The organism is Burkholderia crassaminum (genome assembly GCF_964265005.1).
In the GTDB taxonomy this organism is placed as follows: domain Bacteria; phylum Pseudomonadota; class Gammaproteobacteria; order Burkholderiales; family Burkholderiaceae; genus Burkholderia.
In genome coordinates, this window is the sequence record NZ_OZ183799.1 from 2,293,842 (window position 1) to 2,315,316 (window position 21,475).

Annotated in this window: 19 protein-coding genes; 13 read left to right on the forward strand and 6 right to left on the reverse strand. The window is 66.7% G+C overall.

Going from position 1 to position 21,475, the window contains the following annotated elements:
• Nucleotides 1-20 precede the first annotated feature (20 nt).
• Both ACPTTF_RS10550 and ACPTTF_RS10555 read right to left on the reverse strand, forming a co-directional pair.
• Nucleotides 21-1,523: a DUF1800 domain-containing protein gene (locus ACPTTF_RS10550; protein ID WP_423371141.1), complete on the reverse strand. Its 1,503-nt coding sequence runs from the start codon at nucleotides 1,521-1,523 to the stop codon at nucleotides 21-23.
• A 141-nt stretch (nucleotides 1,524-1,664) separates the two neighbouring features.
• A complete protein-coding gene (locus ACPTTF_RS10555) occupies nucleotides 1,665-1,943 on the reverse strand; it encodes a hypothetical protein (protein WP_166960550.1) in 279 nt (92 codons plus the stop codon).
• Nucleotides 1,944-2,201: 258 nt separating this feature from the next.
• Here ACPTTF_RS10555 and ompR point away from each other — a divergent pair, with 258 nt between their 5' ends.
• The 4 genes from ompR (at nucleotide 2,202) to ACPTTF_RS10575 (ending at nucleotide 5,680) form a co-directional block, all read left to right on the forward strand.
• Nucleotides 2,202-2,936 (forward strand): two-component system response regulator OmpR, encoded by a 735-nt coding sequence (gene ompR / locus ACPTTF_RS10560; RefSeq protein WP_006478565.1) that lies wholly within the window; start codon nucleotides 2,202-2,204, stop codon nucleotides 2,934-2,936.
• 40 nt (nucleotides 2,937-2,976) lie between these two features.
• Complete coding sequence (locus ACPTTF_RS10565) at nucleotides 2,977-4,338, forward strand: ATP-binding protein (protein ID WP_166959860.1); 1,362 nt, start codon at nucleotides 2,977-2,979, stop codon at nucleotides 4,336-4,338.
• A 189-nt stretch (nucleotides 4,339-4,527) separates the two neighbouring features.
• Nucleotides 4,528-5,076, forward strand: a complete 549-nt coding sequence (locus ACPTTF_RS10570) for a peroxiredoxin (RefSeq protein ID WP_048248514.1) — start codon at nucleotides 4,528-4,530, stop codon at nucleotides 5,074-5,076.
• A 76-nt stretch (nucleotides 5,077-5,152) separates the two neighbouring features.
• Nucleotides 5,153-5,680, forward strand: coding sequence for a carboxymuconolactone decarboxylase family protein (locus ACPTTF_RS10575; RefSeq protein ID WP_011352388.1), 528 nt, complete (start codon nucleotides 5,153-5,155; stop codon nucleotides 5,678-5,680).
• 136 nt (nucleotides 5,681-5,816) lie between these two features.
• Here the strand turns inward: ACPTTF_RS10575 and ispF are convergent, their stop codons facing one another.
• Together ispF and ispD are read right to left on the reverse strand one after the other, a co-directional pair.
• Complete coding sequence (gene ispF / locus ACPTTF_RS10580) at nucleotides 5,817-6,302, reverse strand: 2-C-methyl-D-erythritol 2,4-cyclodiphosphate synthase (protein ID WP_043188034.1); 486 nt, start codon at nucleotides 6,300-6,302, stop codon at nucleotides 5,817-5,819.
• A gap of 28 nt (nucleotides 6,303-6,330) precedes the next feature.
• A complete protein-coding gene (gene ispD, locus ACPTTF_RS10585; protein ID WP_166959863.1) occupies nucleotides 6,331-7,041 on the reverse strand; it encodes a 2-C-methyl-D-erythritol 4-phosphate cytidylyltransferase in 711 nt (236 codons plus the stop codon).
• 107 nt (nucleotides 7,042-7,148) lie between these two features.
• Between ispD and mfd the strand changes: the two genes are divergently transcribed.
• The 4 genes from mfd (at nucleotide 7,149) to ACPTTF_RS10605 (ending at nucleotide 13,641) form a co-directional block, all read left to right on the forward strand.
• Nucleotides 7,149-10,619: a transcription-repair coupling factor gene (mfd, locus tag ACPTTF_RS10590; RefSeq protein ID WP_423371142.1), complete on the forward strand. Its 3,471-nt coding sequence runs from the start codon at nucleotides 7,149-7,151 to the stop codon at nucleotides 10,617-10,619.
• Nucleotides 10,620-10,724: 105 nt separating this feature from the next.
• Complete coding sequence (gene argE, locus ACPTTF_RS10595; RefSeq protein WP_166959869.1) at nucleotides 10,725-11,945, forward strand: acetylornithine deacetylase; 1,221 nt, start codon at nucleotides 10,725-10,727, stop codon at nucleotides 11,943-11,945.
• Nucleotides 11,946-12,005: 60 nt separating this feature from the next.
• Nucleotides 12,006-13,025 carry a threonine/serine dehydratase gene (locus tag ACPTTF_RS10600; RefSeq protein ID WP_166959872.1) on the forward strand — a complete coding sequence of 340 codons (1,020 nt, stop codon included), beginning with the start codon at nucleotides 12,006-12,008 and terminating at the stop codon, nucleotides 13,023-13,025.
• An 88-nt stretch (nucleotides 13,026-13,113) separates the two neighbouring features.
• Nucleotides 13,114-13,641, forward strand: coding sequence for a DUF3574 domain-containing protein (locus ACPTTF_RS10605; protein WP_423371143.1), 528 nt, complete (start codon nucleotides 13,114-13,116; stop codon nucleotides 13,639-13,641).
• 82 nt (nucleotides 13,642-13,723) lie between these two features.
• Here the strand turns inward: ACPTTF_RS10605 and ACPTTF_RS10610 are convergent, their stop codons facing one another.
• On the reverse strand, nucleotides 13,724-16,237 hold the full coding sequence (locus ACPTTF_RS10610; RefSeq protein WP_423371144.1) for a penicillin-binding protein 1A: 2,514 nt from the start codon (nucleotides 16,235-16,237) through the stop codon (nucleotides 13,724-13,726).
• A gap of 443 nt (nucleotides 16,238-16,680) precedes the next feature.
• On the opposite strand from ACPTTF_RS10610, the gene ACPTTF_RS10615 reads away from it, so the two are divergent.
• From ACPTTF_RS10615 to ACPTTF_RS10630, 4 genes are all read left to right on the forward strand, one after another.
• Nucleotides 16,681-17,361: a PspA/IM30 family protein gene (locus tag ACPTTF_RS10615; RefSeq protein WP_059687356.1), complete on the forward strand. Its 681-nt coding sequence runs from the start codon at nucleotides 16,681-16,683 to the stop codon at nucleotides 17,359-17,361.
• A gap of 90 nt (nucleotides 17,362-17,451) precedes the next feature.
• Complete coding sequence (locus tag ACPTTF_RS10620; RefSeq protein WP_423371145.1) at nucleotides 17,452-18,618, forward strand: tetratricopeptide repeat protein; 1,167 nt, start codon at nucleotides 17,452-17,454, stop codon at nucleotides 18,616-18,618.
• Nucleotides 18,619-18,861: 243 nt separating this feature from the next.
• On the forward strand, nucleotides 18,862-19,293 hold the full coding sequence (gene mscL / locus ACPTTF_RS10625) for a large conductance mechanosensitive channel protein MscL (protein ID WP_039342842.1): 432 nt from the start codon (nucleotides 18,862-18,864) through the stop codon (nucleotides 19,291-19,293).
• A 333-nt stretch (nucleotides 19,294-19,626) separates the two neighbouring features.
• Entirely contained in the window at nucleotides 19,627-20,073 is a 447-nt protein-coding gene (locus ACPTTF_RS10630; RefSeq protein ID WP_027784713.1) for a hypothetical protein, read from the forward strand.
• Between the two features lie 66 nt (nucleotides 20,074-20,139).
• On the opposite strand, the gene ACPTTF_RS10635 is transcribed toward ACPTTF_RS10630, so the two are convergent.
• Nucleotides 20,140-21,033, reverse strand: a complete 894-nt coding sequence (locus tag ACPTTF_RS10635) for an NAD(P)-dependent oxidoreductase (RefSeq protein WP_423371146.1) — start codon at nucleotides 21,031-21,033, stop codon at nucleotides 20,140-20,142.
• 135 nt (nucleotides 21,034-21,168) lie between these two features.
• Between ACPTTF_RS10635 and ACPTTF_RS10640 the strand changes: the two genes are divergently transcribed.
• The gene (locus ACPTTF_RS10640) at nucleotides 21,169-21,378 is read left to right on the forward strand and encodes a dodecin (protein WP_006493215.1); all 210 of its coding nucleotides are present in this window, start codon (nucleotides 21,169-21,171) and stop codon (nucleotides 21,376-21,378) included.
• Nucleotides 21,379-21,475: the final 97 nt, after the last annotated feature.

Consider the following 21,475-nt stretch of genomic DNA (forward strand, 5'->3'; position numbering starts at 1 on the left):
CCGCTTCATCGTCGTTCGAATCATTTCAGTTGATAGGCCGGATCCATCAGCAGCGCCTCGAGATACGCGCTGCCGGTCGAATCCGTGTCGATCGCCGCGACCGGCGAAAGCTGCAGCACCGCGTGCTGCAACTGAAGCTCGGTCGACAAACCCGCGATCGCCTGCGGCCGCGCGCGATATTGCGCAAGCCAGCGTTCGAGGTCGAATCGCAGGCCGCCGCGCGCGGGCTTGGCAGGCGCCGCGCGCATGCCGGCAGCGGACGCCGTATCGACCACCGGCATCGCGTGCGCGCGAACACTCTGCGGCGGCACCATCGCATGCGCCGGCGGGTGCATGCCGGCCGTCTCCGTCGCGCGGAACAGTTGCTCGACGAACTGCTTGCGCGCAAGCAGCGTGGTGCTGTTGATCCACAGCGCGCCGCCCGGCCAGCCCTTCACGTTCGGCGGGTAGAACAGGTTCTGCCCGAGCGTGCGCACGGTGTTCGCGAGCATCTGCGGATCGCCGTACGACACGTCGAACAGCCGCACCGAGCCGACGACGAATTCCGCCGGCGACTTGACGAGCACGCCACGATTGCGCGGATCCCAGAATGCGTCGGTCGACCACAGCGCGGCGAGCGCCGCGCGAATGTCGTAGCCGGTCGAGCGAAACCGCTCGGCCACCGCATCGAGCGCGCCCGGATCGGGCGTATCCGACACGAACTCGCGCCACAGCTTGCCGGCGATGAAACGCGCGGTGCCGGGCCGCTTCAGCAGGATGTCGAGAAAGTCGTCGCCGTCGAACGGCCCCGTTTCGCCGAGGATCGTCTTGTCGCCCGCATCGTGCAATTCCGGCCGCACCTCGAAGCGCAGCGTATCGGGATCGACCGTCCAGCCCGTCATCGCGCGCGCGGCTTCGGTCACGTCGTATTGGGTGTAATGCCCTTCGCCGAGCGTGAACAGCTCCATCACCTCGCGCGCGAAGTTCTCGTTCGGGCGGCCCTTGCGATTGCTCGCGCCGTCGAGATACTGAAGCATCGCCGGATCCTTCGCGACCGCGTGCAGCAGCACGCCGAAGTTGCCGAGCGCCTCGCGGCGAAACAGCGCGTTCTGCGCAGCCATCGTCTGCGGATAAGGCACCTTGTCCTGCCCCGACGTGAAGTGTCCGTGCCAGAACAGCGTCATGCGCTCGGTCAGCGGCGACGGCGTGACGATCATCTCGTTGACCCAGACCGCGCGCAGCGCATCGTAGCGGACATTGCGTTCGCGCTGCTCGTCGCGTCGCATGTCGGGGGTCAGCGCCTGGCGTTGTGCGCGCGTCGGCGGCAGCTCGGCGATCCAGTCGGGCCACGTCGTGACGGGGTCGCGGCGAACGCTGCCGAGCGTGTCGGCCACGACCTGCGCGCGTGTCATGCCGACGATGCGTGCAACATCGGCGGGCGCGGGAGAAAACCCGGTACGGCTCAGGAAAAACAGCGCATCGTCGGCGTCGAGCGGCGACTGCATAGCGGGCGACGGCGCCGGTACGGCAACGTTCGCTTTCATCGTCATGGACTCCCGGAACGCACCAGCGGTGCGGATGCCGGTACAACGGCAATCGGCAGGGGAAAGTTGACGGAAAAATTGCTACGAATCTTTTCCGCGCGGTGTATCGCGGCGATATCCCGCGGGGCGAAAGACGGCGCGTCAGCGCTTGTACAGCTCGCGAACGGCGTCTTCGATGTGCTGGCGCAAAAGGTGGCGTTCCTCGGGCGTCATGTGCCCGTCGCGGCGGCGCTGCTCGAAATCGGGAGGCACGGCAGAACGGACCGCCATCTCGGAGGCACGATCGGGCTGCGGCGCTTTGGCGCGCGGCAGCTTGCGCGACGATGCGCCCTGCTCGGGGCGCTGCGCATACGCGAAGTTCGACGCATACGGACCGGCGAGCGCGATCGTCAGCATCAGTGCAATCCGGGCAGATCGCATGACCGTCCTCGCTTCTTTGGTCGATTTGTTCCCTTCGTCACGCGGCAACCGGTTACCTCTGGTACTTGAAAAACCCTGCGGAATTCGGGTGTGCAAAGATGAAAGATGGAGTGCAGGGGAGTATCTACCGAATTTCGGCTTCGAGTAAAGGAATCTCTATAGCCTGCCTTTACTCCGCGCGACACTACGGGTAAATTTTGTAACCGACTGTAACGCACGAAAATACGCGGCCGTGCGTCAATTCCCATTCGCGATAAGATGCCGATCATGGAAACGAAAAACCCCTCCAAGATTCTCGTCGTCGACGACGACCCGCGCTTGCGCGATCTGCTGCGCCGCTATCTCGGCGAGCAGGGTTTCAATGTCTACGTCGCGGAAAACGCGACCGCAATGAACAAGCTCTGGGTCCGCGAGCGTTTCGACCTGCTCGTGCTCGACCTGATGCTCCCGGGCGAAGACGGCCTGTCGATCTGCCGCCGCCTGCGCGGCAGCAACGACCGCACACCGATCATCATGCTCACCGCGAAGGGCGAGGATGTGGATCGCATCGTCGGCCTCGAGATGGGCGCCGACGATTACCTGCCGAAGCCGTTCAACCCGCGCGAACTCGTTGCGCGCATTCATGCGGTGCTGCGCCGCCAGGCGCCGGCCGAACTGCCGGGCGCGCCGTCGGAAACCACCGAGGTGTTCGAGTTCGGCGAGTTCTCGCTGAACCTCGCGACGCGCACGCTGACGAAGTCCGGCCAGGAAATTCCGCTGACGACCGGCGAATTCTCGGTGTTGAAGGTGTTCGCGCGTCACCCGCGCCAGCCGCTGTCGCGCGAGAAGCTGATGGAACTCGCGCGCGGCCGCGAATACGAAGTATTCGACCGTAGCCTCGACGTGCAGATTTCGCGCCTGCGCAAGCTGATCGAACCGGATCCGGGCAGCCCGCGTTTCATCCAGACCGTCTGGGGCCTCGGCTACGTGTTCATCCCGGACGGCGCCGCCTGATCTTTTTCCTTTCCGGTTTCGCCCGCCCACGGCCCGTCCCATGCGTATTGACCGGCGCCTCCTGCAGCTCGCGTTCGGCGGGCTGTTCTGGCGCACCTTCCTGCTGATCGCGCTGCTGATCTCGGTCAGTCTCGCCGCGTGGTTCCAGAGCTTTCGCGTGATCGAGCGCGAGCCGCGTGCGCAGCGCGTCGCGCTGCAGCTCGTCGCGATCGTGAAGCTCACGCGTACCGCCCTGCTCTATTCCGATCCCGATCTGCGGCGTGCGCTGCTGCAGGATCTCGAGAGCAACGAGGGCGTGCGCGTTTACCCGCGCGAGAAGACCGACAAGTTCAAGCTGCAGCCCGACGAATCGCTGAACCGCCTGATCGAACACGACATCCGCAGCCGCCTTGGCGACGATACCGTGATCGCACAGTCGGTCAACGACATTCCCGGCGTGTGGATCAGCTTCAAGATCGACGACGACGATTACTGGGTCGCGCTCGACCGCGACCAGCTCGACAACGTCACGGGCCTGCAGTGGGCCGGCTGGGGGCTATTCGCGCTCGCGTTGTCGCTGTTCGGCTCCGCGTTCATCACCAGCCTCGTGAACCGGCCGTTCTCGCGGCTCGCGCTCGTCGCACGCCAGGTCGGTTCGGGCCAGGCGCCCGACCCGCTGCCCGAGCGCGGGATGGGCGTCGCGGCCGACACCAACCGCAGCTTCAACCAGATGGTGCGCGACCTCGAACAGCTCGAGGCCGATCGCGCGCTGATGCTCGCGGGCATCTCGCACGACCTGCGCACGCCGCTCGCGCGGCTGCGCCTCGAAACCGAGATGAGTCCGTCCGACCAGGCGACCAAGGACGCGATGGTCGACGACATCGAGCAGATGGACCGCATCATCGCGGCCTTCATCGACTACGCGCGCCCGTCGCAACGCAAACCGGAGCCCGTCGACCTGTCGTCGATCGCGCACGAAGTCGCCGCGCGCGTGTCGGGCGAAGATGGCGTCGAGATTCGCACGCGGCTCGCGCCGAGCGCGGTGATCGAAGCCGACGAGACCGACATGCGCCGCGTGATCGGCAACCTCGTCGAGAACGCGCGCAAGTATGGCCAGAGCAAGCAGGACGGCGTGTCGCGCATCACGCTCGAGACGCGCGTGACGCACGCGCGCGTCGAGCTGTCGGTCAGCGACGAAGGCCCCGGCATCCCCGAGGATCAACTGCCGCTCGTGATGCGGCCGTTCTACCGCGTCGACACCGCCCGCACCAAGGCGGACGGCACCGGCCTCGGGATGGCGATCGTGCTGCGCCTTGTCGGCCGCTATCGCGGTGCACTGCGCCTGCGCAACCGCAGCCCCGAAGCGGGCCTCGAAGTCACGCTCGAATTCCCCGGCGCCGGCAAGGCACGTGCGACCGCGTGACGCGCTCGCGCACGCTTGCCGCCCTACACACTATCGATCCGGTTGAAAAAAACTATGAAGATCGTTAGTCAAAATCTATTGAAGCGCTTTACTAATAGTGATACAGTCTCGGCCATGCTGTCACACCATCGTTGCAGCACCGAGGTAGCTTGACTCAGTCTTCTTCCCAACTCATACAGGAGTATCCGCATGAAAACCGTGGGCGATAAACTCGAAGCTTTCACCGTCGTGGCCGCGAAGCCGGGCTTCAACCATCACGAAGAAAACGGCCAGTCGGCATTCGAGACCGTCACCGAAGCGTCGTTCCCGGGCAAGTGGAAGATCATCTACTTCTACCCGAAGGATTTCACGTTCGTGTGCCCGACGGAAATCGTCGAATTCGCAAAGCTCACGAAGCAGTTCGAAGAGCGCGATGCCATCCTGCTGGGCGGCAGCTCGGACAACGAATTCGTCAAGCTCGCATGGCGCCGTGAGCACAAGGACCTCGACAAGCTGAACCACTACGCGTTCGGCGACGTCAAGGGCGAGCTGATCGACCAGCTCGGCGTGCGCGACAAGGAAGCCGGCGTGGCCCTGCGTGCAACGTTCATCATCGATCCGGACAACACGATCCAGCACGTTTCGGTGAACAACCTGAACGTCGGCCGTAGCCCGGCAGAAGTCCTGCGAATTCTGGACGGCCTGCAAACGGACGAACTGTGCCCGTGCAACCGTGCAGTCGGCGGCGCAACGCTGTAAGCGCATCGATGCACGAAGCCCGCGGCGCACGTCCTGCCTGCGGGCTTTTTTAACGGCCAACCCATAGGAGATATCAATGGAATTCATCGACTCGATTAAGGCACGTATCCCCGACTACGCGAAGGACATTCGCCTGAACCTCGACGGCACGATCTCGCGCTCGTCGCTCGAAGGCACCGACGCGGTCGGCGTCGCGCTGGCGGCGGCGATCGCGGCGAAGAGCACGGTGCTCATCAAGACGATCCGCGAAGCCGGCGTGCTGTCGCCCGAAGAGACGAACGCCGTGCTGACGGCGGCCGCGCTGATGGGGATGAACAACACCTGGTATCCGTATGTCGAGATGGCCGACGACGCCGACCTGAAGACGCAGCGCGCCGAGCTGCGGATGGGTGCGTATGCCACGCACGGCGGCGTCGACAAGCGCAAGTTCGAGATGTACGCGCTCGCTGCGTCGATCGTCGGCAAGTGCCACTTCTGCGTGAAGTCGCACTATGCGCTGCTGAAGAACGAGCAAGGGATGACCGTCACGCAGCTGCGCGACGTCGGCCGTATCGCATCGGTGATCAACGCCGCCGCGCAAGTCATCGCCGCAGAAGGCGAATAAGCGGTTGCGCCACGCGCGCCGGCAGCGATGCCGGCAGCGACGCCCGCTTCAAACGAAAATGCCACGCTGATGCGTGGCATTTTTCATTTCCGCGGGACGGCGTGCGGCGCGAACCACGCGCCGCCACGAGCAGCCATCAGCCGCCCTGCTTCACCAGCAACGCGGCGGCCTGCGCCTCGATGCCTTCGCCGCGGCCGAGATAGCCGAGCTTCTCGTTGGTCTTCGCCTTCACGTTCACGCGATCGAGCGGCAGCCCGAGATCGGCCGCGATGTTCGCGCGCATCCCGTCGATATGCGGTGCCAGCTTCGGCGCCTGGGCGATCACGGTGCTGTCGACGTTCTGGATCGTGAAGCCGGCCGCCTTGATACGTGCAACGCACTCGCGCAGCAGCACGCGGCTGTCGGCGCCCTTGAATGCCGCGTCCGTGTCGGAGAAATGGCGGCCGATGTCGCCGAGCGCCGCCGCGCCGAACAGCGCGTCGGTAATCGCGTGCAGGAGCACGTCCGCGTCCGAGTGGCCGAGCAGGCCGCGTTCGTACGGAATCGTCACGCCGCCGATGATGAGGGGGCGCCCCTCGACGAGCTGGTGCACGTCGTAGCCTTGTCCGATTCTGAAATCCATGCGTGTTCCGATTGAGAGGGGGTGAAAGTCAGGAAGCGTTCGCGGGACGCGCGAGGATCGCTTCCGCGAGCGCGAAATCTTCCGGGTATGTGACCTTGAAATTGCGCAGGCTGCCCTGCACGACGCGCGGCGTATGGCCGGCCCATTCGATCGCGCTCGCTTCGTCGGTCAGGTCGTGCCCTTCGCGCTGCGCGCGCAGGATCGCCTCGCGCAGCATGCCGATGCGGAACATCTGCGGCGTCTGCGCCTGCCACAGCGCGTCGCGCGACTCGGTGCGAGCGATCGCGTCGCCGCCGGCCGGCACCCGCTTCAACGTATCGGCGACCGGCAGCGCGACGATGCCGCCGACCGGATCGTCCTTCAGCGTCGCGACGAGCGTGCGGATCAGTTCCGGCGTGATGCCCGGGCGCGCGGCGTCGTGCACCAGCACCCAGTCGTGGTCGGTCGCGCCGAATTCGGCCAGCTCGAGCAGCCCGTTCAGCACCGACGCCTGGCGCGAGCCGCCGCCGCAGCGGCGCACGGCGAAGCGCAGGCCCGCGAAGCGGCGTGCATCGAAATGGGAATCGTCGGGCGCGACGACGACGAGCGTCTGCGCGAATTCGCTGCACGCGTCGAACGCGGCGAGCGTGTAGTGCAGCAGCGCGCGGCCGGCCAGCGTGCGGTATTGCTTCGGCACGGCCGAGCCGGAACGGCTGCCCGTGCCGGCACAGGGAATCAGGGCGAAAAGTCGGGGAGTCACGAAAGGAAACGCCGGAAAGATGAAATCGAGAAGCGGATTTTATAATAGGTCTTTCGTCTCGACCCGCGCACCGCGATGCGCCCGTGCACGCCACCCCTGTCGTCCCTATGCCAGATAACGCTTCCACCCCGTTCGCCTCGCCCGTTGCCCGCGTCAAGCCCGGCCAGCGTTTCGCCTTCGACGGCACGCATGGTTCCGCCGACGCGCTCGCCATCGCCCGTTATCTCGCCGACAACCGCCAGGACGTGCCGCTCCTCGCGGTGATCTGCGCGAACGCAGTCGACGCGCAGCGGCTCTCGCAGGAAATCCGCTACTTCTCGCCCGACGCCCGCGTGCGCCTGCTGCCGGACTGGGAAACGCTGCCGTACGACACGTTCTCGCCGCACCAGGATCTCGTGTCGGAGCGTCTCGCGACGCTGCACGATCTCGGCGAAGGCCGCTGCGACATCCTGCTCGTGCCCGCGACCACCGCGCTGTACCGGATGCCGCCCGCGTCGTTCATGGCCGCGTACACGTTCGCGTTCGCGCAGGGCGAGCGGCTCGACGAAGCGAAGCTGAAGGCGCAGCTCACGCTGGCCGGCTACGAGCACGTGAGCCAGGTCGTGCGGCCCGGTGAATACTGCGTACGCGGCTCGCTGATCGACCTGTACCCGATGGGCTCGCCGCTGCCGTACCGGATCGACCTGTTCGACGACCAGGTCGACTCGATCCGTGCGTTCGACCCCGACACGCAGCGCAGCCTCTACCCGGTGCGCGACGTGCGCCTGCTGCCCGGCCGCGAGTTCCCGTTCGACGAAGCCGCGCGCACGGCCTTCCGCAGCCGCTGGCGCGAGACCTTCGAAGGCGACCCGAGCCGCGCGCCGATCTACAAGGACATCGGCAACGGCGTGCCGTCGGCCGGCATCGAGTATTACCTGCCGCTGTTCTTCGACGAAACCGCCACGCTGTTCCACTACCTGCCGCAGGATGCGCACCTCGTGTTCGCCGGCGATCTCGAGGCGTCGATCCGCCGCTTCACGGCCGATACGAAGCAGCGCCATGCGTTCCTCGCGCACGATCGCGAGCGGCCGATCCTCGAGCCGCAGCGCCTGTTCCTGTCCGACGAGGATTTCTTCGCGTTCGCGAAGCCGTTCGCACGCGTCGCGCTACCCGCGCAGCCGGCCGGCGGCTGGGCGACGGCGCTGCCCGAGCTGTCCGTCGATCGACATGCCGACGATCCGCTCGCGTCGCTGCGCACGTTCGTCGAATCGTCCGGCAAGCGTGTCCTGCTGACCGTCGAATCGGCCGGCCGTCGCGAGACGATCCTGCAACTGCTCGCCGAACACCATCTGCGCCCCGCGTCGAACGACCACTTCGCGGGCTGGCTCGAGAGCGACGAACGCTTCGCGCTCGGCGTCTCGCCGCTCGCGAACGGCTTCGCGGTGCCGGGCGAAGGCTATGCGGTCGTCACCGAAACCGAGCTCTACGGCGCGCTCGGCCGCCGCGCGGGCCGCCGCCGGCAGGAACAGGCCAGCAACGTCGACGCGATGGTGCGCGACCTGTCGGAGCTGAAGGTCGGCGACCCGGTCGTCCACGCGCAGCACGGCATCGGCCGCTACATGGGCCTCGTGTCGATGGATCTCGGCGAAGGCGAGACCGAATTCCTGCATCTCGAATACTCGGGCGACAGCAAGCTCTACGTGCCCGTCGCGCAATTGCACGTGATCTCGCGCTACAGCGGCGCCGATCCCGACAGCGCGCCGCTGCACGCACTCGGTTCCGGCCAGTGGGAGCGCGCGAAGCGCAAGGCCGCGCAGCAGATCCGCGACACGGCCGCCGAACTGCTGAACCTGTACGCGCGCCGCGCGGCCCGCGAAGGCCACGCGTTCTCGCTCGATCCGCGCGACTACGTGAAGTTCGCCGAAAGCTTCGGCTTCGAGGAAACGCCCGACCAGGCGGCAGCCATCGCGGCCGTGATCGGCGACATGACGAGCGGCAAGCCGATGGACCGCCTCGTGTGCGGCGACGTCGGCTTCGGCAAGACCGAGGTCGCGCTGCGCGCCGCGTTCATCGCGGTGCTGGGCGGCAAGCAGGTCGCGCTGCTGTCGCCGACCACGCTGCTCGCCGAGCAGCACACGCAGACCTTCGCCGACCGCTTCGCGGACTGGCCGGTGCGGATCGTCGAGCTGTCGCGCTTCAAGACCACGAAGGAAGTGAACGCGGCGATCGCGCAGATCAACGAAGGCACCGTCGACATCGTGATCGGCACGCACAAGCTGCTGTCGTCGGACGTGCACTTCAAGCGCCTCGGCCTCGTGATCATCGACGAGGAACACCGCTTCGGCGTGCGCCAGAAGGAAGCGCTGAAGGCGCTGCGCGCGGAAGTCGACGTGCTGACGCTCACCGCGACGCCGATTCCGCGCACGCTCGGGATGGCGCTCGAGGGCTTGCGCGATTTCTCGGTCATTGCAACCGCGCCGCAGAAGCGGCTCGCGATCAAGACCTTCGTGCGCCGCGAGGAAGAAAGCGTGATCCGCGAGGCGATGCTGCGCGAGCTGAAGCGCGGCGGCCAGGTGTACTTCCTGCACAACGAAGTCGAGACGATCGAGAACCGCAAGGCAAAGCTCGAGGCGCTCGTGCCCGAGGCGCGCATCGTGATCGCGCACGGCCAGATGCATGAACGCGAGCTCGAACGGGTGATGCGCGATTTCGTCGCGCAGCGCGCGAACGTGCTGCTGTGCACGACCATCATCGAGACCGGCATCGACGTGCCGAGCGCGAACACGATCATCATGCACCGCTCGGACAAGTTCGGCCTCGCGCAGCTCCACCAGCTGCGCGGCCGCGTCGGCCGCTCGCATCACCAGGCGTATGCGTACCTGCTGGTCCACGATCCGCAGGCGCTGACCAAGCAGGCCCAGCGCCGGCTGGAAGCGATCCAGCAGATGGAGGAGCTCGGTTCGGGCTTCTATCTCGCGATGCACGACCTCGAGATCCGCGGCACCGGCGAAGTGCTCGGCGACAAGCAATCGGGCGAAATCCACGAGATCGGCTTCCAGCTTTATACGGACATGCTGAACGACGCGGTGAAGGCGCTGAAAAACGGCAAGGAGCCCGACCTCACCGCCCCGCTCGCCGCGACGACGGAAATCAACCTGCATGCGCCGGCGATCCTGCCGGCCGACTACTGCGCGGACGTGCAGGAGCGGCTGTCGCTGTACAAGCGTCTCGCGAACTGCGAGCATGGCGACGCGATCGACGGCATCCAGGAAGAGCTGATCGACCGCTTCGGCAAGCTGCCGCCGCAGGCGCACGCGCTCGTCGAGACGCACCGGTTGCGGATCGCCGCGAAGCCGCTCGGCATCGTGAAGATCGATGCCAGCGAGGTCGCGATCGGGCTGCAGTTCGAGCCGAACCCGCCGATCGATCCGATGCGGATCATCGAGATGGTGCAGAAGCACCGGCACATCAAGCTCGCGGGCCAGGACAAGCTGCGCATCGAGACCCGCTCGCCCGATCTCGCGATCCGCGTGTCGACGATCAAGGAAACGCTGCGCGCGCTGGCTCCGAAACAGGGTGCGGCCACCGCGGCGCGCTGACGCGATACTGACGGGCGCGACGTTGCTGCACCGCATCGCGCCCGACGAAGGCGGGCCGGCGCGTTTTTGAGTATGATTTTCGCATTCATCAGACGGAGTTTTGCCATGTCCACTCTCGACGCGACGGCGCCGTCCGCCGCAACCCAAGGCGACGCGCCGCTCGTCAGCCTGCCCTGGATCAAGCAACTGGTGTCGATGGACACGACGAGCCGCGTGCCGAACCTCGGCCTGATCGAAACGGTGCGCGACGCGCTCGCCGCGAAAGGCATCGCGTCGACGATCACGCACGATCCGCGCGAAGGCTGGGCGAACCTGTTCGCGACCGTGCCCGCGCACGACGGCTCGACGAACGGCGGCATCGTGCTGTCGGGGCATACCGACGTGGTGCCGGTCGACGGCCAGCAATGGGACAGCAACCCGTTCGCGCCGGAAATCCGCGACGGCCGCCTGTACGGCCGCGGCACCTGCGACATGAAGGGCTTCATCGGCACCGCGCTCGCGCTGCTGCCCGAGATGCAGGCGACGAAGCTCGCTAAGCCGATCCATTTCGCGCTGTCCTACGACGAGGAAATCGGCTGCGCCGGCGCGCCGCTGATGATCGCCGATCTCGTCAAGCGCGGCGTGCAACCGTCGGGCTGCATCGTCGGCGAGCCGACCAGCATGCGGCCGATCATCGCGCACAAGGGCATCAACGCGTACCGCTGCTGCGTGCGCGGCCACGCGGCGCATTCGTCGCTGACGCCGAAGGGGCTCAACGCGATCGAATATGCGGCGCGCCTCATCTGCCATATCCGCGACATCGCCGACCGCTTCCGCGCCGAAGGCCCGTTCGACGAGCTGTACGACGTGCCGTTCACCACCGCGCAGACGAGCACGATCCAGGGCGGCAACGCGATCAACACGGTGCCGGCAGAATGCCGCTTCGACTTCGAGTTCCGCAACCTGCCGACGCTCGATCCCGAGCAGATCTTCACGCGCATCGAAGCGTATGCGCAGGAAACGCTGCTGCCGCAGATGTTGCGCGAGCATCCGAATGCCGCGATCGAGTTCTCGAAGATCGCCGCGGCGCCCGGCCTCGACGCAACCGAACAGGCCGCGATCACGCAGCTCGTGCGCGCGCTGACGGCCGACCAGGACAAGCGCAAGGTCGCATACGGCACCGAAGCCGGCCTGTTCGCACGCGCGGGCATCCCGAGCGTCGTCTGCGGGCCCGGCAACATCGAGCAGGCGCACAAGCCGAACGAATATGTCGAGCTCGCGCAGCTCGCCGGCTGCGAACAGTTCCTGCGCAAGTTCATCCGCAGCATGTCGGTCGACGCGCACTGACTGCCTCCCGCCACGCCGGCCCGCGTGTGCGGGCCGGCCCACTCCGCCACCCGCCACGTCATGTCGACTGAACAACACGGCACCGCCCATACGACGATCGACGGCGAGCCGATCCCGACGCTCGACGACATCGCCGCGCAGCATTTCGCGCTGTCGCCCTGGGTCGCGCGCACGCCCGTGTTCGAACGCGCCGACCTGCCGTCCCTCGAGGGCACGCACGTCAACTTCAAGTTCGAACTGCTGCAGGTGAGCGGCAGCTTCAAGGTGCGCGGCGCATTCACGCACCTGCTCGCGCTCGACGAGGCGCGCAAGAACGCCGGCGTCACCTGCGTGTCGGCCGGCAATCACGCGGCGGCCGTCGCGTATGCAGCGATGCGACTCGGCAGCAGCGCGAAGGTCGTGATGTTCCATACAGCGAGCCCGACACGCATCGCGCAGTGCAAGCAGTACGGCGCGGAAGTCGTGCTCGCGGGCAGCGCATCGCAGGCGTTCGATCTCGTCCGGCGGATCGAGGCCGAGGAAGGCCGCTTCTTCATCCATCCGTTCAACGGCTATCACACGATCCTCGGCACCGCGACGCTCGGCTACGAATGGGCGACGCAGACCCCCGACCTCGATGCGGTGATCGTGCCGATCGGCGGCGGCGGGCTCGCGGCCGGCATGGCGACCGCGCTGCGGCTCGCGAATCCGCGCGTGCATGTATACGGCGTCGAGCCGGAAGGCGCCGACGCGATGAGCCGCAGCTTCGCGGCGAATCACACGATCAAGATGAGCGCGATGCAGACGATCGCCGATTCGCTGATGGCGCCGCATACCGAGGAATACAGCTACCAGCTGTGCCGGCGCCACGTCGACCGCATCGTCACCGTGTCCGACGACGCGCTGCGTGCCGCGATGCTGTTCCTGTTCTCGCAACTGAAACTGTCGGTCGAACCGGCGTGCGCGGCCGCCCTCGCCGCGCTGCTCGGGCCGCTGCGCGAAACGCTGCAGGGCAAGCGCGTCGGCGTGCTGCTGTCGGGCACGAATACCGACCCGGGCACGCTCGGCATGCATCTCGCGCACGCGAAACTGCAGCACTGACCGCGCGACGGGCCTCAGCGAATCAACCTAGGGTTATCCCCAGATTATGTTGACAGCCCTGTTGATAACCCGCCGGACAAGCACGCAAGTGGTTGAGCGCGCAGCGTTTTGCGCGCACGGAGGTCGATCGACGCGAAATGGGCAACTGCGGCCGCCAGCCGCACGCACCGCGACCTGGTGGCGCCGCGCGGCGCCCGTGATCGGCGGCGTCGCGATCGCGCTGCTCGCCGGTTGCGCGGCACAGCCCTCGCCGGTCGTCGGCGCGGCGTCGGCCTGCACGCAGCCGGGCGAGAACCGCATGCTGCAGGCCGACCTGCTGTTCGGGCGCGACATCGCCGGGCGCGGCCCCGTCACCGATGCGGAACGTGCGGCGTTCCTCGCCGACACGGTCACGCCGCGCTTCCCCGACGGCCTCACCTACTGGGACACCCACGGCCAGTGGCGCGACCGGGCAAGCGGCGGGATCACGCGCGAAGACAGCTTCGTGATCCGTATCGTCGCCGACGATACGCCCGACACGCACGTGCGGCTCGCCGCAATCCGCAAGGCCTACATGGAGCGGTTTCATCAGCAATCGGTCGGCATGACGGTCGTGCCGGCCTGCGCATCGTTCTGATTCCGCCTCTTCCGCTGTCGGTCCCGTAAATAAAACGGGCGCCCGAAGGCGCCCGTCGCATGCATGAACAGCAGTATCCCGCTTACTTGTTCTCGAACATGTCCATGATCTGCTGCTTCTCCTGCGGCGTGACGGGCGGCGGCGCAAGCCCTGCCGCACCGGCCGAGCCGAGTGCGTCGTTCGCGCTGATCGCGTTCTCGGCCGGGTTGATGTCGACGTTCGCGACGAAGCCGTTGCCCGGCGTGCGATCGGCGTAGTACAGCTCGCCGTCGAGCGAGGTCAGGCCGTCAGGCATCGGCATCTGCTGCTCCGGCACGCCGTTCAGCGCGGTGCGCATGTAGTTCACCCAGATCGGCAACGCGAGCTGTGCGCCGAATTCGCGGCTGCCGAGGCTCTTCGGCTGGTCGAAGCCCATCCACGCAACCGCGACGAGCGATTGCTGGTAGCCGGCGAACCAGCCGTCCTTCGCGTCGTTCGTCGTACCAGTCTTGCCCTGCAGGTCACCGCGGCCCAGTGCGTTGGTGCCCGCGCCCGTGCCGGCCGTCGCGACCGAATGCAGCAGGCTGTTCATCACGTATGCGTTGCGGCCTTCGATCGTGCGCGGCGCCGTGCTGCCCGCGAGCGCCGGCTGCGACTTCTGCAGCGGCTGGCCGCGTGCATCGTCGACCTCGGCGATCAGGTACGGATCGACCTTGTAGCCGCCGTTCGCGAACACCGCATAGCCGGTCGCGAGCTGCAGCGGCGTCACGAGGCCCGCGCCGAGCGCCATCGGCAGGTAAGGCGGCGTCTTCGCGGGATCGAAGCCGAAGCGCTGCGTCACGTACTGCTGCGCATACTGCGTCCCGATCGACGCGAGGATCCGGATCGACACGAGGTTCTTCGAACGCTGCAGGCCGGTGCGCATCGTCATCGGGCCGTCAGGCTGGTCGTCGTCCTTCGGCTCCCATGCGGTGCCGCCCGGCACGCTCGGCGGGAAATACAGCGGCGCGTCGTTGATCATCGTCGCCGGCCCCATGCCCTTGTCGAGCGACGCCGAGTAGATGAACGGCTTGAACGACGAGCCCGGCTGCCGCCATGCCTGCGTCACGTGGTTGAACTTGCTCTTGTTGAAGTCGAAGCCGCCGACGAGCGAGCGGATCGCGCCATCCTGCGGCGCAATCGCGACAAGCGCGCCTTCGACCTGCGGCAGCTGCACGACCTGCCAGCCCGTCTTGCCGTCCTTCAGCACGCGCACGACCGAGCCCGGCTTGACGCGCAGCGTATCGTTCGCGCGGGGCCCGAGCGCGCCCGCCACGAAGCGCAGCCCGGCCGGGCCGATCGTCGTGGTCGCGCCGCCGACGAACTGCACCTCGACCGCGTTCGGCGACGCCGACAGCACGACCGCCGACTGCAGGTCGCCGTTGTCCGGGTGATCGGCGAGCGCGTCGTCGATCGCCTCGTCGCGGTCGTCGCCGGCCGCGGGCAGCTGGATCGACGCTTCCGGCCCGCGATAGCCGTGGCGGCGCTCGTAGTCGAGAATGCCGCGACGCACGGCCTGGTACGCGGCTTCCTGGTCGGCCGAGTTGATCGTCGTCGTGACGGTCAGCCCGCGCGTATAGGTTTCGTCCTTGTACTGCTGGTACATCATCTGCCGCACCATCTCGGCGACGTACTCGCCGTGCACCGCGTACTGGTTGCCCGGCGTGCGCACGTGGATCTCTTCCTTCACGGCCTCGTCGTACTGCGGCTGCGTGATGTAGCCGACCTCGAGCATGCGCTTCAGGATGTATTCCTGGCGCACCTTCGCGCGCTTCGGATTGACGACCGGGTTATAGGCGGACGGCGCCTTCGGCAGCCCCGCGAGCATCGCCGCTTCCGCAAGCGTGATGTCCTTCAGGTCCTTGCCGAAGTACACGCGCGCGGCGGCCGCAAAGCCGTACGAGCGCTGGCCGAGATAGATCTGGTTCATGTACAGCTCGAGAATCTGGTCCTTCGTCAGGGCCCTCTCGATCTTGTACGCGAGCAGCATTTCGTAAATCTTGCGCGTGTAGGTCTTCTCGCTCGACAGGAAGAAGTTGCGCGCGACCTGCATCGTGATCGTGCTCGCGCCCTGGCGCGCGCCGCCGTGCATCAGGTCGGCGACGCCCGCTCGCAGGATGCCGAGGAAGTCGACGCCGCCGTGCTCGTAGAAGCGGTAGTCCTCGATCGCGAGCACGGCCTTCTTCATCACGTCGGGAATATCCTGGAAGCGCACGAGGCTGCGGCGCTCTTCGCCGAACTCGCCGATCAAAACGTGATCGGCCGTGAACACGCGCAGCGGCACCTTCGGCTGGTAGTTGGTCAGCGCATCGAGCGACGGCAGTTGCGGTGCCATCACGACGAGCGCGTAGCCGACGATCAGCGCGCCGACGATTGCCAGCGTCACGAACAGGCCGGCGAACCACAGCACGACACGCGAGCCGAACGAGCGACGGCGCCCGCCGCCGCTGCGCTGGGTGCGGCGGTCGTCGTCGCGATCGTCGTCATCGGGGTAATAGGCTCCGGAGGGCGAACGGCGCAGCGTGTAGTGGGGTTCGTTCCTGTCGGAAGAAGAAGGCGGTCGTTTGATAATTGGCATGTCGGAATGGCGGGCGTACGTGGCACCCTCGGACGCATGCGGAAATGCAAGCGAATGAATCAGAGCGGGTAAGGCGTGATGCGGCTGTCACGTCGACAGACCCCGCCGCGCGGCGATCCGTTCCCGCGACGTGACAGCGCATTTTAATGAAATCGACCGGGTGCCTTCGCGATTTTTTGTAAAAATTCCCTCAATGCCGTGATTTGAGGAACGTATTGTCGGCATCCTCTGCCTATCATGGACACGCAACATGGCGCGCACAGCCGATTTTCTTTCAATCGCGAAAGGTTCGACATCCTGATGCGCAAGCCGCTTGAACTCGCGCGTTTAAGCCGTATTTAAGTGAACCGGTGGTGTAATATCCGCCGGCTCATGCGGGTCGGAACCGGCTCGCTACGGGCACTGCCGCGGTCACGCGGCACCTTTCAACCACGGAGGATTTCATGTCGCTTTTCGACTCTGTTTCGCGCACGATCAAAGGCCTGCTGAACGATGCGGCCGATTCGGTACAGGATCCGTCGCGCGACGCACGGCAGATCGTGCGGGAGCTCGACGACAGCATCGGCCGTGCCGAGAATTCGCTGATCGAGATCGAGGCACAGGTCGCGACCCAGCGCAGCAAGCGCGATGCGGCCGACGACAAGGTGAAGAAGTACGAGGACGGCGCGAAGCGCGCGCTGCAGGCCGGCGACGAGGCACTCGCACGCGAGGCGCTCGGCGCACAGTCGAACGCGGAAGCCGAGCGTGACGCGCTCGCGGCCGAGTTGTCGACGCTCGAGCCGTCCGTCGACAAGCTGAAGGGGCAGATCGCCGACATGCGTCAGCGCCGCAACGACCTGAATGCACGCTCGAACATCCTGCAGGCCAAGCAGGAAATCGCGCAGGCGAAGGACGTCGCGGCAAGCGCGTTGGGCGGCATCGGCGGCAAGAACCTGTCCGAGGACTTCCAGAAGCTCGAGGACAAGGTCGCGTTGCAGAACGCACGCTCGGACGCGCGCCTCAATTCCGCCGACACGTCGAGCGGCAAGGCGCTCGAGGACAAGCTCGCCGCGCTGAACAAGGGCCCGTCGGTCGAGGATCGCCTCGCCGCGCTGAAGAAGCAGCTCGACACGCCCGCGCAGTAACGGCAACTGCGGGCAACCGCGCCGCCGCCCGTCCCGGGCGCGCGGCGCGAACCGATCGTCAGGAGACGGGCGCCCGCGCCCGGTTCGACCATGAAGAAATCTCTCGCCGCACTCGGCCTCTCGCTGATGTTGCTGTCGTCCGCCGCGTTTGCGGTCCCGTCGCTGCAGCAGGTCGAGCAGTCGATCGCGCAACGCAACTGGCAACAAGCCGACACGCAGCTGTCGCAAGTCATCGACGCCCATCCGAACAACGCGCACGCGCGCTACCTGTATGCGCAGGTGCTGGACCGCGAGGGCCGCGCATCCGACGCACTCGCGCAACTGCAGCGCGCGAAGTCGCTCGATCCGCAACTGAAGTTCACCGACGCGTCGCGCTTCGCGCAGACGGAGTCGCGCATCCGCGCCGACGCCGCGCGCGTGAGCGGCAACGCGCCGTCAGCCACGCAGGCCGGCACGCTGCAATCGTCGCTCGCACCCGCCGTCGCGCCGGCCGAAAAACACGGCCCGTCGACCGGCATGTGGATCGGCCTCGGGCTGATCGTCGCGGTGATCGCGCTGGTGCTGCGCTGGACGCTGCGGCGCGCGCGCACGGCCGACGACGGCCGCGCCGACGACGAACGCCGCACGCAGCTCAAGCGCGCGACCGACGTGCTGAACGACATCCGTCCGCTGAAACTCGACGCGAAGCTGTCGACGGCGGCCGGCGCCGCGGCGCTCATCGGTGAAATCGAAGCGATCGAGACCGACGCGCGCACACTCGTCGAAGCGTTGTCGAACGGCAAGAATCCGGTACCGCCGTATCGCATCGATGAACTCGAACAGCGCCATGCGAGCGTGAAGGCACGCGTCGAAGGCCGTCCCGACCCGGCCGCTCAACCCGCTGCACCGGCCAACGGCAGCGGCTCCGTGTATGCGCAGGAAGCCGATCGCATGACGGGCGCACCGGGCCAGCCGTATCCGCCGCAGCCCTACCCGCAACAGCAACCGCCCGTCGTGATCCAGCAAGGCGGCGGCGGTTTCGGTGGCGGTATGGGCGGGCTGCTGACCGGCGTATTGCTCGGCGAGGCGATGTCGGGCGGCCGCGAACGCGTGGTGGAACGCGACGTGATCGTCGACGGCGAGCGCCGCCGGCAGGAGAACGACCCGGGTTTCGACCTCGGCCGCGGCGATGCGTCGAACTGGAGCGACGGCAACGGCGGCGGTGGCGGCATGGATCTCGGCAGCAACGACGACGGCTGGACCGACGACAACTCCTGACACTACGCAGCGCGTCAACACACCTGCGGCACACCCGCGACGCGCTGCGACGCACGCCACGCTCCCCTGGATGGCCGGCCGCGCCGACGCGCGGATTTGTCAATCATTTCAAGATGGGCTACCGGCAATGGGGAGCGTTCGCTATCATGCGGCCATCGGCGTGCCACCGACCCTCATTCGACGCTCTGCATCCCTGCGCGTCGCGGCACGCCTCCCCTCGCCCCCACCAGGAGAAAGCCGCTCATGAGCATCATCAAGGAATTCAAGGAGTTCGCCGTCAAGGGCAACGTCATGGATCTCGCCGTCGGCGTGATCATCGGCGGCGCGTTCTCGAAGATCGTCGACTCGGTCGTGAAAGACCTCATCATGCCGGTCATCGGCGTGCTGACGGGCGGTCTGGATTTCTCGAACAAGTTCGTTCTGCTCGGCACCATCCCCCCGACGTTCAAGGGTAATCCCGATTCGTTCAAGGACCTGCAGGCCGCGGGTGTCGCCGCGTTCGGCTATGGCTCGTTCATCACCGTGGCGATCAATTTCGTCATCCTGGCGTTCATCATTTTCCTGATGGTGAAATTCATCAACAAGCTGCGCAAGCCGGAAGACGCCGCGCCGGCCGCGACGCCGGAAGACACGGTGCTGCTGCGCGAGATCCGCGATTCGCTGAAGCAGCGCTGATCGCCGAGCGCCCCGCCTGCCAGGCCCGCCCCGTGCGGGCCTTTTTATTGCGCGCGCGATGCGCCGCCGGATGCGGTCCATCTCACTTTTTTGTGACGGGCGAATGCACGCGCGGGAAAAGCAGGTCTATGATGGAGACTAAACGACAGTACGGGCGCCAAGACGCTGGCTGTGTCGATCATGGCGAGCAGGTCGACGGGAGACATTGATCGTCGTACTGCACGAAGGCAGCATTTTCGTGTGCTATAAAGGATCGACATGCGGCGTACATAGCCGGGAGTGGGTCGCATGAAAGTGCCGCATTTCTTGCAATTGTTTTTGAGGCGAGTGTTTATGTCCTTCCCGAAAAAACGTCGGCGTGCCCAGCAGGATGGCCAGGAGTCATTCCTCGCGGTATTGCGCCACTCGAAACCGTTTGCCCAGCTCGACACCAAGATTGCCCGCGCCCGTGCGCAGGACGAACCTGTCCTGTACGCGCATGTGCTGCCCGGTCTCGACGTGCTCCTGTGCAGCGTGCGCGGCGCCCAGCCGCCCTATCCGGCCATCGCCGAGCTGCGCAAGCGCTGCATCGAATCGATCGCCAACGCGCTCGAGCAGCCGCTCGATGGCCTCGAGAACGGCGGGTACTGGTACGAAGCGAACGGCTTCGGCTTCCTCGTGTTCGCCAGCCGTGCACGTGCGCGCATCCTGCCCGAGTTTGGTGCAGGCACGAAAGCGAGCCTGCGCGGCGGGCTCGGCCGCCAGAACGCCGGCGACACGACACCCCGCTCTCTCGGCTGATCCGCCTGCCATTCGATGGGCCGCCTCCGGGCGGCCCATCTGCCATTCACGCGCCCCGCGTGCCCGTCACGACGCCTGCTGACGCCCGTTGCCGGGCCTTACGATGTCGATGAACGCGGCGAAATCGGCGCCGGCGAGCCCTTGCGCGGCGCCCAAGCGCAGCACCTGCTGCACGGTAGCCGATACAGGCATCACCGCGCCCGTGTCGCGCGCCGCGTCGGCGATCGCATCGACGTCCTTCTGGAACGTGCTGAGCGCACCGATCGGTGCGTGACCACCCGACGTCATGCGCGGCACGAACGTCTGCAGCAGCACCGAATCGGCCCAGCCGCCGGCCAGTGCTTCGGCCAGCCGAGCGGCATCGATGCCGCTCGCCTGCGCGAGACCGACGGCCTCGGCAATCGCGGTCACCGTCGCGGTGACGATCGCCTGGTTGCACAGCTTCGCCGTCTGCCCCGCGCCCGCGTCGCCCATGTGCGTGATGCGCGACGCGTACGTGTCGATCAGCGGCCGCACCGTGTCGAGATCGGCCGCGTGGCCGCCGGCCATCACCGCGAGCGTGCCGGCCTGCGCGCCGGGCACGCCGCCCGATACCGGCGCATCGATCCAGCCGACGCCGAGTGCGGCCGCGCGCGCCGCGTAATCACGCGTCGCGGCAGGCGGGATGCTCGAATGATCGACGATGCGTTGCAGGCGACGCGCAGCGGCGTCGCCGGACAACAGCCCGTGCTCGCCGAACACCACGTCGCCCACCGCGCGGCCGTCGAGCACGCACACGAATACCGTATCGACGCGCTCCGCCAGTTCGCGCGGCGTGCCGGCCACTTGCGCGCCGTCCTTCACGAGCGCCTCGGCCTTGTCGCGCGAGCGATTCCACACGCTGACCCGATGCCCGGCCGCCAGCAAATGCCGAATCATCGGCGCGCCCATCAATCCCGGTCCGCAAAATCCGACTTCCACGATGTTCCTCGTCTCCGATATGGGTTGAACTTGCCGCCCATCATACCTATCACTCAAGAAGCCGGGCACGCGCGGCGCCGCTTCGGGACCACGGCTTGCACCGGCAATCCAAACCGATATCCCAGGGAGCGCATCATGAGCGACCACGTGTACAAGATGATCGAGCTGACCGGTTCGTCGCGGCAATCGAGCGACGACGCCATCCGCAATGCGATCTCGAAAGCCGGCAAGACGCTGCACAACCTGCACTGGTTCCAGGTGACCGAAACGCGCGGCCACATCGAAGGCGACCAGGTCGTTCACTGGCAGGTGACGCTGAAGGTCGGCATGCGCATCGACGACTGACGCGCCCGTCGCATCCCACGCCGCGCCTCGATCCGGATCCGCTCAACGCGTGTCCGCGCGGCGCCACGCGCTTCTCATCGCCCCCCGTTCGAGCCCC

Excerpts from the sequence above, each read along its gene's own strand:
- ompR (WP_006478565.1), top strand. The coding sequence starts at position 2,202 with ATGCCGATCATGGAAACGAAAAACCCCTCCAAGATTCTCGTCGTCGAC.
- mfd (WP_423371142.1), top strand. The coding sequence starts at position 7,149 with ATGCCAGATAACGCTTCCACCCCGTTCGCCTCGCCCGTTGCCCGCGTC.
- ACPTTF_RS10600 (WP_166959872.1), top strand. The coding sequence starts at position 12,006 with ATGTCGACTGAACAACACGGCACCGCCCATACGACGATCGACGGCGAG.
- ACPTTF_RS10575 (WP_011352388.1), top strand. The coding sequence starts at position 5,153 with ATGGAATTCATCGACTCGATTAAGGCACGTATCCCCGACTACGCGAAG.
- mscL (WP_039342842.1), top strand. The coding sequence starts at position 18,862 with ATGAGCATCATCAAGGAATTCAAGGAGTTCGCCGTCAAGGGCAACGTC.
- ACPTTF_RS10630 (WP_027784713.1), top strand. The coding sequence starts at position 19,627 with ATGTCCTTCCCGAAAAAACGTCGGCGTGCCCAGCAGGATGGCCAGGAG.
- ACPTTF_RS10565 (WP_166959860.1), top strand. The coding sequence starts at position 2,977 with ATGCGTATTGACCGGCGCCTCCTGCAGCTCGCGTTCGGCGGGCTGTTC.
- ACPTTF_RS10610 (WP_423371144.1), bottom strand. The coding sequence starts at position 16,237 with ATGCCAATTATCAAACGACCGCCTTCTTCTTCCGACAGGAACGAACCC.
- ACPTTF_RS10615 (WP_059687356.1), top strand. The coding sequence starts at position 16,681 with ATGTCGCTTTTCGACTCTGTTTCGCGCACGATCAAAGGCCTGCTGAAC.
- ispF (WP_043188034.1), bottom strand. The coding sequence starts at position 6,302 with ATGGATTTCAGAATCGGACAAGGCTACGACGTGCACCAGCTCGTCGAG.
- argE (WP_166959869.1), top strand. The coding sequence starts at position 10,725 with ATGTCCACTCTCGACGCGACGGCGCCGTCCGCCGCAACCCAAGGCGAC.
- ACPTTF_RS10640 (WP_006493215.1), top strand. The coding sequence starts at position 21,169 with ATGAGCGACCACGTGTACAAGATGATCGAGCTGACCGGTTCGTCGCGG.
- ACPTTF_RS10570 (WP_048248514.1), top strand. The coding sequence starts at position 4,528 with ATGAAAACCGTGGGCGATAAACTCGAAGCTTTCACCGTCGTGGCCGCG.
- ACPTTF_RS10550 (WP_423371141.1), bottom strand. The coding sequence starts at position 1,523 with ATGAAAGCGAACGTTGCCGTACCGGCGCCGTCGCCCGCTATGCAGTCG.
- ACPTTF_RS10555 (WP_166960550.1), bottom strand. The coding sequence starts at position 1,943 with ATGCGATCTGCCCGGATTGCACTGATGCTGACGATCGCGCTCGCCGGT.
- ACPTTF_RS10620 (WP_423371145.1), top strand. The coding sequence starts at position 17,452 with ATGAAGAAATCTCTCGCCGCACTCGGCCTCTCGCTGATGTTGCTGTCG.